Raw genomic sequence first — 13,832 nt, 5'->3', positions numbered from 1 at the left:
GCTCCCCTCCGCTTGCTCCCTGCGCAGCGCTCGACGCGCTGATCCGCCCGAATAGCCATTCCTTTCGCCGCGCCCCGCCTGGAGTATTGCCATGCTGACCTTCCTCGGCTTTGCCATGGTCATCACCTTCATGTACCTGATCATGACCAAGCGCCTGTCGGCCTTGATCGCGTTGATCCTGGTACCGATCCTGTTCGCCCTGTTCGGTGGTTTTTCCGCCAAGATCGGCCCCATGATGCTCGAAGGCATCAGCAAGCTTGCGCCCACCGGCGTGATGCTGATGTTCGCCATCCTCTATTTCGCCCTGATGATCGACTCCGGCCTGTTCGACCCGGCCGTGCGCAAGATCCTCAAGCTGGTCAAGGGCGACCCGCTGAAGGTTTCGGTCGGCACCGCCGCGCTGGCCCTGGTGGTATCGCTCGACGGTGACGGCGCCACCACCTACATGATCTGCTGCGCCGCCATGTTGCCGCTGTACAGCCGCCTGGGCATGAGCCCGCGGATCATGGCCGGCTTGATCATCCTGGCCGGCGGGGTGATGAACATGACCCCTTGGGGCGGCCCCACCGCCCGCGCCGCCAGTGCCCTGCACGTGGACCCGTCGGACATCTTCGTGCCGATGATTCCGGCCATGCTGTTCGGCGTCGTGGCGATCCTGGGCATCGCCTACCTGTACGGCAAGCGTGAACGCGCCCGCCTGGGTGAACTGCACCTGCCCACCGATGACATCGACCACAGCGAAATCAGCGTTTCGCAGTTCCCGGAAGCCCGTCGCCCCAAGCTGCTGTGGTTCAACGGTGCCCTGACCGCCGCACTGATGGTCGCGCTGATCGCCGGCCTGCTGCCACTGCCGGTGCTGTTCATGATCGCCTTCAGTATCGCCATGATCGTCAACTACCCCTGCCTGCAACAGCAGAAAGACCGTATCGCCGCCCACGCCGGCAGCGTGCTGGCGGTGACCGGGCTGATCTTTGCCGCCGGTATCTTCACCGGCATCCTGTCGGGCACCGGCATGGTCGAAGCCATGTCCAAGAGCCTGCTGGCGGTCATCCCCGAAGCCCTGGGCCCTTACCTGGCGGTGATTACCGCCATCGTGAGCATGCCGTTCACCTTCTTCATGTCCAACGACGCGTTCTACTACGGCGTGCTGCCGGTGCTGGCAGAAGCGGCCAGCCACTACGGGATCAGCCCGGTGGAAATGGCCCGTGCGTCGATCGTCGGGCAACCGGTACACCTGCTCAGCCCGCTGGTACCCTCCACGTACCTGCTGGTAGCCCTGGCAGGTATCGAATTCGGCGATCACCAGCGCTTCACCCTCAAGTGGGCAGTGCTGGTCTGCCTGTGCATAATGGCCGCCGCGCTGCTGATGGGCATTTTCCCGCTGTTCAGCAGTCTTTAATCTAATCCGCATTGCCCCAACGCGAGGCGCCCGTTCAAGGGCGTTTCGCCATTACCGTTCGAAGGAATACACATGGAATGGCTGACCAGCCCGGAAATCTGGGTTGCCTTTTTTACCCTTACAGCGCTTGAGATCGTTCTTGGTATCGACAACATCATCATGATCTCGATCCTGGTCAGCCGCATGCCCAAACACATGCAGCCGCGCACCCGGATCTTCGGCCTGGCGCTGGCGATGGTCACCCGCATCATGCTGCTGCTGTCGATCACCTGGGTCATGCGCCTGACCGCCGACCTGTTCGTGGTCTTCGGCCAGGGCATCTCCGGACGCGACCTGATCCTGTTCTTCGGCGGCTTGTTCCTGCTGTGGAAAAGCTCCCAGGAGATCTACCACGGCCTGGAAGGCGAGGATGAAAGCGCCGACGAGCCGAAAGGCGCGAGTGGAAAATTCTTCTACACCATCATCCAGATCGCCATCATCGACATCGTGTTCTCTCTGGACTCGGTGATCACGGCGGTGGGCATGGTCTCCCATGTTCCAGTGATGATCGCGGCGATCGTCGTTGCGGTGCTGGTGATGATGCTGTGCGCTGGCGCCATCAGCAATTTCATCGACAAGCACCCGTCGCTGAAGATGCTCGCCCTGTCGTTCCTGATCGTGGTGGGTACCGTGCTGATCGCTGAATCCTTCGACGTGCATGTGCCGAAGGGCTACGTCTACTTCGCCATGGCCTTCTCCCTGGCCGTTGAAGCGATCAACATCCGCATGCGCACCGCCCTGGCGCGTAAAGCGGGCAAGGAACATGACCCGGTGAAACTGCGCAAGGACATTCCGGGTCAATAGATTCAGGAAGCACTGCAAAAAAGGCCCTCCGGGGCCTTTTTTCATGTCCGCGGTTTCATGACGGAAAGATTTCAAATGCTTGCCGAGCGTGCCAAGCTGGCGCGCGGTGTGCAAAACAACTAAAGCTACAGTGAGCACTGAATAAAAATACCCACCCCCGGGCCAGGCTCACGGCTTCACCTATTGGCTCTGCTTCTGGAGCCCGAATCATAAGGGGGGCTAGACCATGCTGATCCTGCTCAACCTGCTTTCCGCCGTGGCATTGCTGGTGTGGGGCACGCATATCGTTCGTACCGGCATCCTGCGGGTGTTCGGTTCCAACCTGCGCCGAGTACTCAGTCAGAACATGAACCGACGACCGCTGGCTTTCATCGCCGGCATCGTGGTCACCGCCGTGGTACAGAGCAGCAACGCCACCGCCATGCTGGTCACGTCCTTCGTTGGCCAGGGCCTGATGGCCATGACCCCGGCCCTGGCGATCATGCTGGGTGCCGATGTGGGGACGGCACTCATGGCGCGCGTGCTCACCTTCGACCTGTCGTGGCTGTCGCCGCTGCTGGTCTTCCTTGGCGTGATCTTCTTCCTTTCGCGCAAGCAGACGCGCGCCGGCCAACTCGGGCGGGTGGCCATCGGCCTGGGCCTGATCATTCTCGCCCTCGAGCTGATCGTGCAGGCCGCAGCACCGATCACCCATGCACAAGGCGTGAAAGTACTGTTCGCCTCGCTGACCGGCGACATTCTGCTCGATGCCCTGGTCGGCGCGTTGTTCGCCATGGTCACCTACTCCAGCCTGGCCGCGGTACTGCTGACCGCGACCCTGGCCGGTGCCGAGGTGATCAGCCTGCCGGTCGCCATCGGCCTGGTGGTCGGCGCCAACATTGGCAGCGGCTTGCTGGCCTTCATCAGTACCAGCATGCAGAACGCCGCAGGCCGGCGAGTGGCCTTGGGCAGCCTGCTGTACAAACTGATCGGGCTGCTTCTGATGATCCCGGTGCTGCATCCGCTGGTGGAGTGGATGGACTCGCTCAGCTTCAGCCCGCAGGAGCTGGTGATCGGTTTCCACCTGCTCTACAACACCCTGCGCTGCCTGATCATGCTGCCCACGGTGAAACCCATGGGCCGCCTGTGCAACGCCCTGTTGCCCGAGCGCGAGAACGGCAACGGCCAGGTGCGCCCGCGCCATCTCGACGCATCCGCTCTCACCACCCCCAGCCTGGCCCTGGCCAACGCCGCCCGCGAAACCCTGCGCCTGGGCGATATCGTGGACAGCTTGCTGGAAGCCATGCTCGGCGCCCTGCGCGGCACCCAGACGGCCTTGCCTCAGCAGGTTCGCGCCTTGGTAGAGGACGGCGAAGCCCTGTACAGCGCAATCAAACTGTATCTGGCCCAGATGCCCAGGGAAGACCTCAGCGACCAGGACAACCGGCGCTGGGCCGAGATCATCGAGCTGGCGATCAACCTGAAGCTCGCCTGCGACCTGATCGAGCGCATGCTGCGCAAGGTTCAGCAGCAGAAGACCAGCCAACGCCGGGAGTTCTCCCAGGTGGGTCTGGATGAGTTGACCGGCCTGCAGGAGCAATTGCTGGCCAATCTGCGCCTGGGCCTGTCGGTGTTTCTCAGTGCCGACCCCGAAAGCGCTCACCTGTTATTGCGCGAAAAGCGCCGCTTCCGCGCCCAGGAGCGGCGCCTGGCCCATGCCCATGTCAGCCGCCTACAACGCAAGGTGGTGCAAAGTATCGAGACGAGTTCGCTACACTTGGAGCTGATCGCCGACATGAAGCGGTTGAACTCTTTGTTCTGCAGCAGTGCCTATGTGGTACTGGGTGGGTCGGACACGGGCGGGCTGATGCTCGACACCGTACCGGACGAAGCCCGCCTGCCCTGACCTCGCAAACCCGGAGACCGAAGCTCGCCCATGCGTTGCCTGATGTTCGTTTGCCTGCTGATCTGCAGCCTGCACACACTTGCCCTCGATCGTTCGCGGGTCGAGGGTTACCTGTTGCCAAACGGTTTGCAGGTGATCCTCAAATCCGGCTACGAACGGGACCATGTGGCAATCCGCCTGGTGGTGGGGGTTGGCCTGGACGACTTCGGCTGCGAGCAGAAAGAGCTGCCGCATCTGCTCGAACACCTGCTGTTCAGCGGCATCGACGAAACCGGCGAAGGCGGCCTGGAAGAGCGCCTGCAGGCGCTGGGCGGGGAGTGGAATGCCTACACCAGCAGCGCCGACACCACCTTTGTCATCGAGGCCCCGTCGCGCAACCAGCGCAAGGTGCTCGACCTGTTGCTGGCGGTGATCCGCGACACCCGCATCGACGCCAAGAGCCTGGCCACCGCCAAGCGCATCATCGAACGCGAGGATGGTGGCCACTATGGCCACCTGCAACGCTGGCTCGACCGACAGGACATCGGCCACCCCGCCAGCGACCAGCTGGCTACCGAACTGGGCCTGAAATGCCCCGAACGCTCCAACCTCGACGACATGACCCTGGAGCAGGTGCAGGCCCTGCGCGATCGCTGGTATGCCGCCAACAACATGACCCTGATCGTCGTCGGCGGCCTCGATCGCCTGCTGCCGGCCTACCTGGAGCGCACGTTTGGCGAATTGCCGGCCACCGAACCGGAAGAGCGCCGCAACCTCGACGGCATCAGCCAGCAGGCCGAACAGCGTCGTGATCTGACCCGGGGCTTGCTGGGCGACAGCGCCAAGTTGCATTGGCTGTTCATCGAGCCGGTACTGGACAACGACCACCAGCAGACCCTCGACCTGCTCTCGCGCTACCTGGACTGGGCCCTGTACGACCAGTTGCGCCTGCGCAACGGCCTGTCCTATGGCCCGTCGGTGCAGCGCGAGAGCTTTGGTGACAGCGGCATGCTCAGCTTCAATGCCGACCTTGAGCGCGACGACGTCGATGCGGCGGTCAAGGTGATGCAGCAACTGTTCGATCACCTGCGCAAGGAAGGCCTCGATCCGGATACCTTTGCCCGCATCAAGGATGCCGCCGTTGCCAAGGAAAGCTGGAGCACCCAGGGCAACAGCGCGCTGGCCGACTATTACTGGGGGGCACTGAACGACTACAGCAACGGGCGCTTTGCCAACCCGGTGCGCAAGTTGCGCCAGGTCACCCTGGCGCAGGCCAACGAGGCGCTGAAGAATCTGCTCAAGGATGAGGGTTATCTGCGGATCGAGAAGCCGTTTCTGGGGTATGACGAACTTTATGGACTGGTGGCGTTGCTGTTGGGGCTGATCCTGGCGGCGGGGCTGCTGCGCTGGCGGCGCCATACGCCTGATCGACCGAGTGGCGCTACACGGGAGCGGTAGATCGGAGGTATCCTTTTGCCAGTACCGGCCCTATCGCCGGCAAGCCGGCTCCCACAGGTAGCCCACCGCCCTCAAGTACTGTGGCGTACCTGTGGGAGCCGGCTTGCCGGTGATAGGGCGGGCAGCCACTTCATACAATTGTTGCAGCCCCAATGCCCCCAATCCCCCATCTAGTCCAGCGCATCATCGAACTGCTCAAACGCTACCCCGGCATCATCGCGCTCGGCGGTTTCCTCTCCGGCATCGGCAGCTTCATCCTGGTCGACCGCCAGGCCGGCCTGGCCAGCTGGGTCGCCATCCTCATGCTGGTCAGCTGGATCTGGCTGATGCTGGAGAACACCCTGACCGGCCTGTTCGCCCGCACCTTCAAGCGCGAAATCCCGCAGCCGCTGCTGCGCTACGCGACGCAGATGATCCACCAGGAAAGCCTGTTCTTCGTCCTGCCGTTCTTCTTCATCACCACCACCTGGAACAGCCTGCAGCTGCTGTTCACCGGCCTGCTCGGCGCCGCCGGGCTGGTCTCGATCATCGACCCGCTGTACTACAAGTGGCTGGCCCCACGACGCTGGCTGTTCCTGGCGTTTCATACCCTGACGCTGTTCGCGGCACTGCTGACCGCGCTGCCGATCATCCTGCACCTGACCACTGCGCAAAGCTTCAAGTTGGCGTTGATCGCAGCAATGGCGCTGTCGTTCCCGAGCCTGGTCAGCAGCTTCCCGGTCAATACCTGGCGCCGGGGCGTGGCACTGGTGCTGGTGACCCTGGCCGTCGGTGGCGGTGGCTGGCTGCTGCGCTCCTGGGTGCCGCCGGCCACCTTGTGGATGACCGAGGTGGCGGTGAGTACCGAAGTGTTGAATCGCCAGCCCGGCAAATCGCTGGATGAAATTGCCGCCAGCCGCATCCGCAGCAGCGGCCTGTATGCCTATACCGCCATCAATGCACCGCGGGGGCTCAACGAACGCATCTATCACGTGTGGCAGAAGGACGGCCAGGAGGTCGACCGCATTGCCCTGGATATTCATGGTGGGCGCAAGGAGGGTTATAGGGCCTGGACCCACAAGCAGAACTTCCCGCCCAACCCGGTCGGCAAGTGGCAGGTGCGGGTGCTGACCGAGGATGGTCAGGTGATCGGGGTGCTGCGGTTCGAGGTGGTCGACGACGTACCGGCGGGGTAATGGAAAGGGGCTGCTTCGCAGCCCATCGCTGGCAAGCCAGCTCCCACAGGTTTCTCGCTGCCCTTGAGAACACTGGGGTATCTGTGGGAGCCGGCTTGCCGGCGATAGGGCCAAGACAGACTGGCTGCGCTATGATCAGCCTCTACGCCCCCGCGCGCAGTCAGATGCATGGAGCCTATGACCACCCCCAGCGCCACCCTGGACACCACCTGCCAGCCGGCCTGCCTGCGTATCGCCGGTGACTGGACCCTGGCCCACTACGCCAGCCTCAGGCGCGACAGCGAGCAGCTGCGCGCGCAATCCACCCGCGATGCCATCGCCGACCTCAGCCAACTGGGCAACCTGGACACCGCCGGCGCCTCGCTCTTGGCCGAGCTGCTGGGCGCCGAGCGCCTGTCGCACTGTACCGAAGACCTGCCCGAAGCCAGCCGCGCCCTGCTCAAAACGGTCTACTGCTCGGTGCAGGACTACTGCATCCCGGTCAAGGCACCCGAGCGCAATGTGCTGCTTCTGCTGCTGGAGCGCATTGGCAGTGCGGTCGACACGCTGTGGCAGGACAGCCTGCAGTTGCTCGGCTTCGTCGGCCTGATCCTGGAAACCCTGGTGCGCCGGCTGTTCCAGCCCCACCGCTGGCGCGTCACGCCGGTGGTCGCGCACATCGAACAGACCGGCCTGGACGCCGCCCCCATCGTTGCCTTGCTGACCTTTCTGGTGGGCGCGGTGGTGGCCTTCCTCGGCGCCACGGTGCTGGCCGCGTTCGGCGCGACCGTCTTCACCGTCGACCTGGTGGCGTTTTCGTTCCTGCGCGAATTCGCCGTGCTGCTGACCGCCATCCTCATGGCCGGCCGGACCGCCAGTGCCTTCACCGCACAGATCGGCTCGATGAAGGCCAACGAAGAAATCGACGCCATCCGCACCCTTGGCCTGAACCCCATGGAACTGCTGGTGGTGCCGCGGGTGCTGGCACTGCTGATCTCACTGCCTCTGCTGACCTTCGTCGCGATGATCTGCGGCATCGTTGGCGGCGCGGTAGTCTGCGCCCTGACCTTGGACATTTCGCCGGCGATGTTCCTCTCGTTGCTGCAGAGCGACATCGGCGTGCAGCACTTCCTCGTGGGCCTGGCCAAGGCGCCGTTCTTCGCCTTCCTGATCGCCGCCATCGGTTGCCTGGAAGGCTTCAAGGTCAGCGGCAGCGCCGAGTCGGTGGGTGCCCACACCACCTCCAGCGTGGTGCAGTCGATCTTTGTAGTCATCGTGCTGGATGCCGTGGCCGCGCTGTTCTGCATGGAGATGGGCTGGTGAGCGGCCGTGAAGCAGTAATCGAAGCACGCGGTATCTGCAACCGCTTCGGCAGCCAGAGCGTGCACGAACAGCTCGACCTGGACCTCTACCGTGGCGAGATCCTCGCCGTGGTGGGCGGTTCGGGCAGCGGCAAGTCGGTACTGCTGCGCAGCATCATCGGCCTGCGGCGGCCGAACGAAGGGCTGATCAAGGTGTTCGGCGAGGACCTCGCCAGCTTGCGCGACGAACAGCGCTCGCAGGTCGAGCGGCGCTTCGGCGTGCTGTTCCAGAAAGGCGCGCTGTTTTCCTCCCTGACCGTCACCGAGAACGTGGCCTTGCCATTGATCGAGCATGCCGGCCTGTCGCGCGACGATGCCGAGCACCTGGCCGGGGTCAAGCTGGCCCTGGCAGGTTTGCCGCTGTCGGCTGCCGACAAGTACCCGTCGTCACTGTCCGGCGGCATGATCAAGCGCGCAGCCCTGGCCCGTGCGCTGGCCCTGGACCCGGATATCCTGTTCCTCGACGAACCCACCGCCGGCCTCGACCCCATCGGTGCCGCTGCATTCGACCAGTTGATCCTGACCTTGCGCGATGCCCTGGGTCTGAGCGTGTTCCTGATTACCCACGACCTGGACACCCTCTACACGATCACCGACCGCGTCGCCGTGCTGTCGCAGAAAAAAGTGCTGGTCGCCGGCCCCCTGGCCGAGGTCGAGCAAACCAACGACCCGTGGATTCACGAATACTTTCACGGCCCACGCGGGCGAGCGGCCGAACACGCTGCCGCCAGTGCCGGGCAGGAGCGCTGAACGATGGAAACCCGAGCTCATCACGTTCTCATTGGCCTGGTCACCGTCGTGGTGGTCGTCGGCGCCATGCTGTTCGGTCTGTGGCTGACCAAGTCCAGCGTCGACGACGCATTCAAGGACTATGAAGTGATCTTCAATGAGGCCGTCTCGGGCCTGTCCCGTGGCAGCCCGGTGCAATACAACGGCATCAAGGTCGGCGACGTGACCAGCCTGCGCCTGGACCCCAAGGACCCGCGCCGTGTGCTCGCCCGGGTTCGCCTGAGTGGCGACACCCCCGTCAAGGAAGACACGCAGGCCAAGCTGACCCTGGCTGGGGTCACCGGCAACTCGTTCATCCAGCTCAGCGGCGGTACCCCGCAAAGCCCGGAGCTCAAGAGCAAGAATGGCAAGCTGCCGGTGATCGTCGCCTCGCCATCGCCGATCTCGCGCCTGCTCAATGACAGCAGCGACCTGGTGACCAACATCAACCTGCTGCTGCACAACGCCAACGCGATGTTCTCGGACAGCAACATCGAGCGCCTGAGCAACACACTGGCCAACCTTGAGCAGACCACCGATGCCTTCGCCAACCAGAAGGGCGGTATCGGCGTAGCCATCGAACAACTGGCGCAGGTCGGCAAGCAGGCCAATGCCACCCTGGCCGAGACCCAGGCGTTGATGCGCAACGCCAACGGCCTGCTCGACACCCAGGGCAAGCAGGCTGTCGACAGCGCCCAGCAGGCGATGCAGTCGTTGGCGCAAAGCACCGAAACCATCAACAGCTTGCTGCAGGACAACCGCCAGTCGATCGACGACGGCGCGCAAGGGCTCAACCAGCTGGCCCCGGCCATCCGCGAGCTGCGCGAGACCCTCAACTCGCTCAAGGGCATCTCCCGGCGCCTGGAGGCCGACCCGAGCGGCTACCTGCTTGGCCGCGACAACACCAAGGAGTTCCAACCATGAATCCGTCGCTGCGCCTGCTGGCCCTGACGGCTGCACTGAGCCAGGTCACCGCCTGCTCGATCCTGCCCAAGGGCGAGCCTGTGGACCTCTACCGGCTGCCAGTCAACCAGGCCAGCCGCCAGGCCACGCCGGTGGACTGGTCACTGCGCTTGAACAAACCGCTGGCCAGCGAGGTGCTGGCCGGCCCGCGCATCGCCGTGATTCCCCAGGGCGACGTGGTCAGCAGCTACAAAGGCGCGCGCTGGAGCGACCCAACGCCGTTGCTGGTACGTAACCGCCTGCTCGACGGTTTTCAGCGTGACGGGCGTGTACAACGCCTGAGCGCCGACGACAGCAACCTGCAGGCCGACTACGAGTTGGTGGGTGAATTGCAGGCGTTCCAGAGCGAGTACCGCGCAGGCGGCACGCTGGAGGTGGTGATCCGTTATGACGCGCGCCTGGTGCAGGGGCGCAGCCAGCGCATTCTCGCCAGCAAGCGCTTCGAGGTGCACCAGCCGCTGACCGACCAGCAGGTCGCTGCAGTGGTCGCAGGCTTTGGCGTGGCCAGCGACCAGCTAGCCGGGCAGGTAATCAACTGGACCGTTGCCCAGGGCACCCAGGCTCAGGCGAAGAACCAGTAGCAGATGCAGATGGCCGCAATCACCCCGGACAGCTCGGCCAGCAAGGCGCAGCCGACGGCGTGGCGCACACGCTGGATACCTACCGCGCCGAAGTAGACGGCCAGTACGTAGAAGGTGGTTTCGGTACTGCCCTGGACGGTCGCAGCCACCAGCGCCGGGAAGCTGTCCACGCCGTGGGTCTGCATGGTCTCGATCAACATCGCGCGCGCGGCACTGCCGGAGAACGGCTTGACCAAGGCCGTCGGCAGGCCCTCGACGAAACGTGTGTCCATGCCCAGCCAGTTCACGGCGTGGCGAATACCGTCCAAGGCCAGCTCCAGGGCCCCGGAGGCCCGCAGTACGCCGACTGCCACCAGCATCGCCACCAGGTAGGGCAGGAGGCTCTTGGCTACGTCGAACCCTTCCTTGGCCCCTTCGACGAAGGCTTCATACACCTTCACCCCCCTCAGTGCGCCGATCACCAGGAACAGGGTGATCACCCCAAACAGGGTGAGGTTGCCGAGGATCGACGACAGGCTGGCCAGCGCGGCTGCCGACAGGGTGCCAAGGAACGCCATGAAACCGCCCAGCAGCAGCGCACCCGGAATCATGTAGGCGAGCACCACCGGGTCCCACAGGCGCAAGCGCTGCATGACCGCCACCGACAGCAGGCCGACCAGGGTCGACACGCTGGTGGCCAAGAGGATGGGCAGGAACACCAGGGTGGGGTCGGTGGCGCCTTGCTGCGCCCGGTACATGAAGATGGTCACCGGCAGCAAGGTCAGGGACGAGGCGTTGAGCACCAGGAACAGGATTTGCGCATTGCTTGCCGTGGTGCTGCTGGGGTTGAGTTCCTGCAGGGCGCGCATGGCCTTAAGGCCAATCGGCGTGGCGGCGTTGTCCAGGCCCAGGCCATTGGCCGCGAAGTTCATGGTGATCAACCCCAGGGCAGGGTGGCCAGGCGGCACCTCGGGCATCAGCCGGGCGAACAACGGGCCCAGCACCTTGGCCAGCCATTCGACGATGCCGGCTTTTTCGGCAATCTTGAGAAAGCCCAGCCACAGGGTCAGGGTGCCGAACAGCAGGACCATGACCTCCACCGACAGCTTGGCCATGGCGAAGATGCTCTCGACCATCGCGGCGAAGATATTGGCGTTGCCACCGACCAGCCATTGGGTCAGGGCGCAGACGGCCGCCACCAGGAAAAATCCGAGCCAAAGGCCGTTGAGCATCCGTGTATTCCCCCTGAAAAATGCCTGAATAATAACTGGTTTGGTCTGTACCGACCTCATCGCCGGCAAGCCGGCTTCCACAAGGTATTGCACCGCCCTCCGGTTCAGTGGGGTACCTGTGGGAGCCGGCTTGCCGGCGATAGGGCCCATTCAGACAACAAAAAGCCCCGACAAGTCGGGGCTCTTTATTTCAGTGCATCAGGCTCAGCGCTTGGCGTGCTCGCCAACCACAGCCGCTTCCTGCTTGCCCGCCATCAGCGAGGCATAGTACTGCTCGCCCTTGGCGGCGTCGTACATGCCTTCCCAACGTGCGATCACCAGAGCGGCCAGGGCGTTGCCGATCACGTTCAGGGCGGTACGCGCCATGTCCATGATGCGGTCGACACCGGCGATGAAGGCCAGGCCTTCCAGCGGGATGCCTACGCTGCCCAGGGTCGCCAGCAGGACCACGAACGATACGCCCGGCACACCGGCGATACCTTTGGAGGTGACCATCAAGGTCAGCACCAGCAGCAGCTGCTGGCTCCAGGACAGGTCGATGCCATACAGCTGGGCGATGAAGATCGCCGCGATGCTCTGGTACAGGGTCGAACCGTCGAGGTTGAACGAGTAGCCGGTCGGTACCACGAACGAGCAGATCGACTTCGGCGCACCGTACTTCTCCATCTTCTCGATCACGCGCGGCAGCACGGTCTCGGAGCTGGAGGTGGAGTAGGCGAGGATCAGCTCATCTTTCATGATGCGCATGATCTTGATCACCGAGAAGCCGAACAGGCGTGCGACCAGGCCCAGCACCATGAAGGCGAAGAAGGCGATGGCGAAGTACACCAGCAGCACCAGCTTGGCCAGCGGCAGCAGCGAGCTGAAGCCGAAGTTGGCGACGGTCACGGCGATCAGGGCGAAAACGCCGATCGGAGCGTAGTTCATGATCATGTGGGTGACCTTGAACATGGTCTCCGACACGCCCTGGAAGGTACGCACAAGCGGTTCGCGCAGGTCGGCCTGCAGGCTCGACAGACCGAGGCCGAACAATACCGAGAAGAAGATGATCGGCAGCATTTCGCCACGCATCAGCGCCGCGAAGATGTTCGACGGGATCAGGTTGAGCAACGTCTCGATGAAGGCATGCTCATGCTGCACTTCGGCCGCAGTGGCCTGGTACTTGGAGATGTCGACGGTACCCAGGGTGCTCATGTCGATGCCGGCGCCCGGGTGGAACAGGTTGGCCATCACCAGGCCGACAACGATGGCGATGGTGGTCACCACCTCGAAATAAACGATGGTCTTCAGACCGATGCTGCCCAGTTTCTTCGCGTCGCCAACCCCGGCGATGCCCACGATCAGCGACGAAATCACGATCGGGACGACGATCATCTTGATCAGGCGAATGAAGATGTCACCGGCGGGCTGGAGAACGTTGCTGATCCACCATGCCTTTTCCGCACTGAAGTGGTTCAGCAGCGCGCCGATTGCAACGCCCAGGACCAGACCGATGACGATCTGCCAGGCGAGGCTCAGTTTTGCCTTCTTCATGTCTTTACCCTTTGTTCTAGTGGTCACGGGCACCGACCGGAAAAGCGCGTAACAGAGCCGTTGGCAACGTCACGGGCAGCATACAGCTTCCGTCCGGAGACCTCATGTAAGGACACCGCGAGCGAGCGACAGGGCGCTCGGGCCAGCGAAAAGGCGGCAACTATTGCGATGGGAAAGGATGAAATCTAATGCCGGAAGCGTATACCCCATACCGATTACGCATACTGATCTGCGTCAAAATGAGGCGTTTGCAAGTCATTGATTTATAACGTTCGGAATCCCGAACAAGACCAAACCGCCATTTTTAGGCAGATTTGGCAGGGTAGGAAAGGGGTTGGAGATGGCTTGTTCGACAATCCGAATGGCCAAAATGGCACTTGTTTAACTGAACGGACGTTCGAAAAAAAGTTGATGTACGGTCAAGACAAAATGTGTCCTGACAGCAAAAAGCGAAAAGTACGACACGAAAAAGAGATGGCGCCTCGGAAGCCAGGCCTGATTGCCATGGCGTGAAACACGCCTGGCCTGAAACTTCCGATTCTGCCTTTTCCTGACCCGGCCCAATCCTGGAGGCACTCCCTGTACCCCTAGGCCACTCCGATCCTGCAACAATCAGAACAGCCCGGCCCCTTGGTCATGTGTCGCCCCTCCTCGGGGCGGCGCATCATAGAAGCGTGAAAGATAGAAAGGTTCCGCT

11 protein-coding genes are annotated in these 13,832 nt (G+C 63.1%); 9 read left to right on the top strand and 2 right to left on the bottom strand.

All coding sequences use genetic code 11. The features are described 5' to 3' along the window. Window positions 1–91: 91 nt before the first annotated feature. The 9 genes from ACIPZG_RS12710 (at window position 92) to ACIPZG_RS12670 (ending at window position 10,391) form a co-directional block, all read left to right on the top strand. Window positions 92–1,399, top strand: a complete 1,308-nt coding sequence (locus tag ACIPZG_RS12710; protein WP_400714055.1) for a CitMHS family transporter — start codon at window positions 92–94, stop codon at window positions 1,397–1,399. Between the two features lie 72 nt (window positions 1,400–1,471). Further along, the gene (locus ACIPZG_RS12705) at window positions 1,472–2,242 is read left to right on the top strand and encodes a TerC family protein (RefSeq protein ID WP_400638519.1); all 771 of its coding nucleotides are present in this window, start codon (window positions 1,472–1,474) and stop codon (window positions 2,240–2,242) included. A gap of 226 nt (window positions 2,243–2,468) precedes the next feature. Beyond that, window positions 2,469–4,127, top strand: a complete 1,659-nt coding sequence (locus ACIPZG_RS12700; RefSeq protein ID WP_400714052.1) for a Na/Pi cotransporter family protein — start codon at window positions 2,469–2,471, stop codon at window positions 4,125–4,127. A 30-nt stretch (window positions 4,128–4,157) separates the two neighbouring features. Then, window positions 4,158–5,564 carry a M16 family metallopeptidase gene (locus ACIPZG_RS12695; protein WP_400714049.1) on the top strand — a complete coding sequence of 469 codons (1,407 nt, stop codon included), beginning with the start codon at window positions 4,158–4,160 and terminating at the stop codon, window positions 5,562–5,564. 152 nt (window positions 5,565–5,716) lie between these two features. Further along, entirely contained in the window at window positions 5,717–6,739 is a 1,023-nt protein-coding gene (locus ACIPZG_RS12690; RefSeq protein ID WP_400638522.1) for a DUF5924 family protein, read from the top strand. A 168-nt stretch (window positions 6,740–6,907) separates the two neighbouring features. Next, the gene (locus ACIPZG_RS12685; RefSeq protein WP_400714046.1) at window positions 6,908–8,041 is read left to right on the top strand and encodes an ABC transporter permease; all 1,134 of its coding nucleotides are present in this window, start codon (window positions 6,908–6,910) and stop codon (window positions 8,039–8,041) included. After that, window positions 8,038–8,829, top strand: a complete 792-nt coding sequence (locus ACIPZG_RS12680) for an ABC transporter ATP-binding protein (protein ID WP_008092049.1) — start codon at window positions 8,038–8,040, stop codon at window positions 8,827–8,829. Before ACIPZG_RS12685 ends, ACIPZG_RS12680 begins: the two co-directional genes overlap by 4 nt. Before the next feature lie 3 nt (window positions 8,830–8,832). Then, window positions 8,833–9,771, top strand: coding sequence for an MlaD family protein (locus ACIPZG_RS12675; RefSeq protein WP_400714043.1), 939 nt, complete (start codon window positions 8,833–8,835; stop codon window positions 9,769–9,771). Next, window positions 9,768–10,391, top strand: a complete 624-nt coding sequence (locus ACIPZG_RS12670) for an ABC-type transport auxiliary lipoprotein family protein (protein WP_400714040.1) — start codon at window positions 9,768–9,770, stop codon at window positions 10,389–10,391. The genes ACIPZG_RS12675 and ACIPZG_RS12670 overlap by 4 nt, the downstream gene beginning before the upstream one ends. Here ACIPZG_RS12670 and ACIPZG_RS12665 read toward each other — a convergent pair. Both ACIPZG_RS12665 and gltP read right to left on the bottom strand, forming a co-directional pair. After that, window positions 10,373–11,602: a nucleoside recognition domain-containing protein gene (locus ACIPZG_RS12665; protein WP_400714037.1), complete on the bottom strand. Its 1,230-nt coding sequence runs from the start codon at window positions 11,600–11,602 to the stop codon at window positions 10,373–10,375. The genes ACIPZG_RS12670 and ACIPZG_RS12665 overlap by 19 nt on opposite strands. Window positions 11,603–11,806: 204 nt before the next feature. Continuing rightward, the gene (gene gltP / locus ACIPZG_RS12660; RefSeq protein WP_008092057.1) at window positions 11,807–13,135 is read right to left on the bottom strand and encodes a glutamate/aspartate:proton symporter GltP; all 1,329 of its coding nucleotides are present in this window, start codon (window positions 13,133–13,135) and stop codon (window positions 11,807–11,809) included. Window positions 13,136–13,832 lie beyond the last annotated feature (697 nt).

Source organism: Pseudomonas sp. NPDC089395 (assembly GCF_044749525.1).
GTDB lineage: Bacteria > Pseudomonadota > Gammaproteobacteria > Pseudomonadales > Pseudomonadaceae > Aquipseudomonas.
This window is presented reverse-complemented; position numbering and strand designations above follow the sequence as displayed.

Coding starts and splice junctions, on each gene's coding strand:
- ACIPZG_RS12710 (WP_400714055.1), top strand. CDS start 92: ATGCTGACCTTCCTCGGCTTTGCCATGGTCATCACCTTCATGTACCTG.
- ACIPZG_RS12705 (WP_400638519.1), top strand. CDS start 1,472: ATGGAATGGCTGACCAGCCCGGAAATCTGGGTTGCCTTTTTTACCCTT.
- ACIPZG_RS12700 (WP_400714052.1), top strand. CDS start 2,469: ATGCTGATCCTGCTCAACCTGCTTTCCGCCGTGGCATTGCTGGTGTGG.
- ACIPZG_RS12695 (WP_400714049.1), top strand. CDS start 4,158: ATGCGTTGCCTGATGTTCGTTTGCCTGCTGATCTGCAGCCTGCACACA.
- ACIPZG_RS12690 (WP_400638522.1), top strand. CDS start 5,717: ATGCCCCCAATCCCCCATCTAGTCCAGCGCATCATCGAACTGCTCAAA.
- ACIPZG_RS12685 (WP_400714046.1), top strand. CDS start 6,908: ATGGAGCCTATGACCACCCCCAGCGCCACCCTGGACACCACCTGCCAG.
- ACIPZG_RS12675 (WP_400714043.1), top strand. CDS start 8,833: ATGGAAACCCGAGCTCATCACGTTCTCATTGGCCTGGTCACCGTCGTG.
- ACIPZG_RS12670 (WP_400714040.1), top strand. CDS start 9,768: ATGAATCCGTCGCTGCGCCTGCTGGCCCTGACGGCTGCACTGAGCCAG.
- ACIPZG_RS12665 (WP_400714037.1), bottom strand. CDS start 11,602: ATGCTCAACGGCCTTTGGCTCGGATTTTTCCTGGTGGCGGCCGTCTGC.
- gltP (WP_008092057.1), bottom strand. CDS start 13,135: ATGAAGAAGGCAAAACTGAGCCTCGCCTGGCAGATCGTCATCGGTCTG.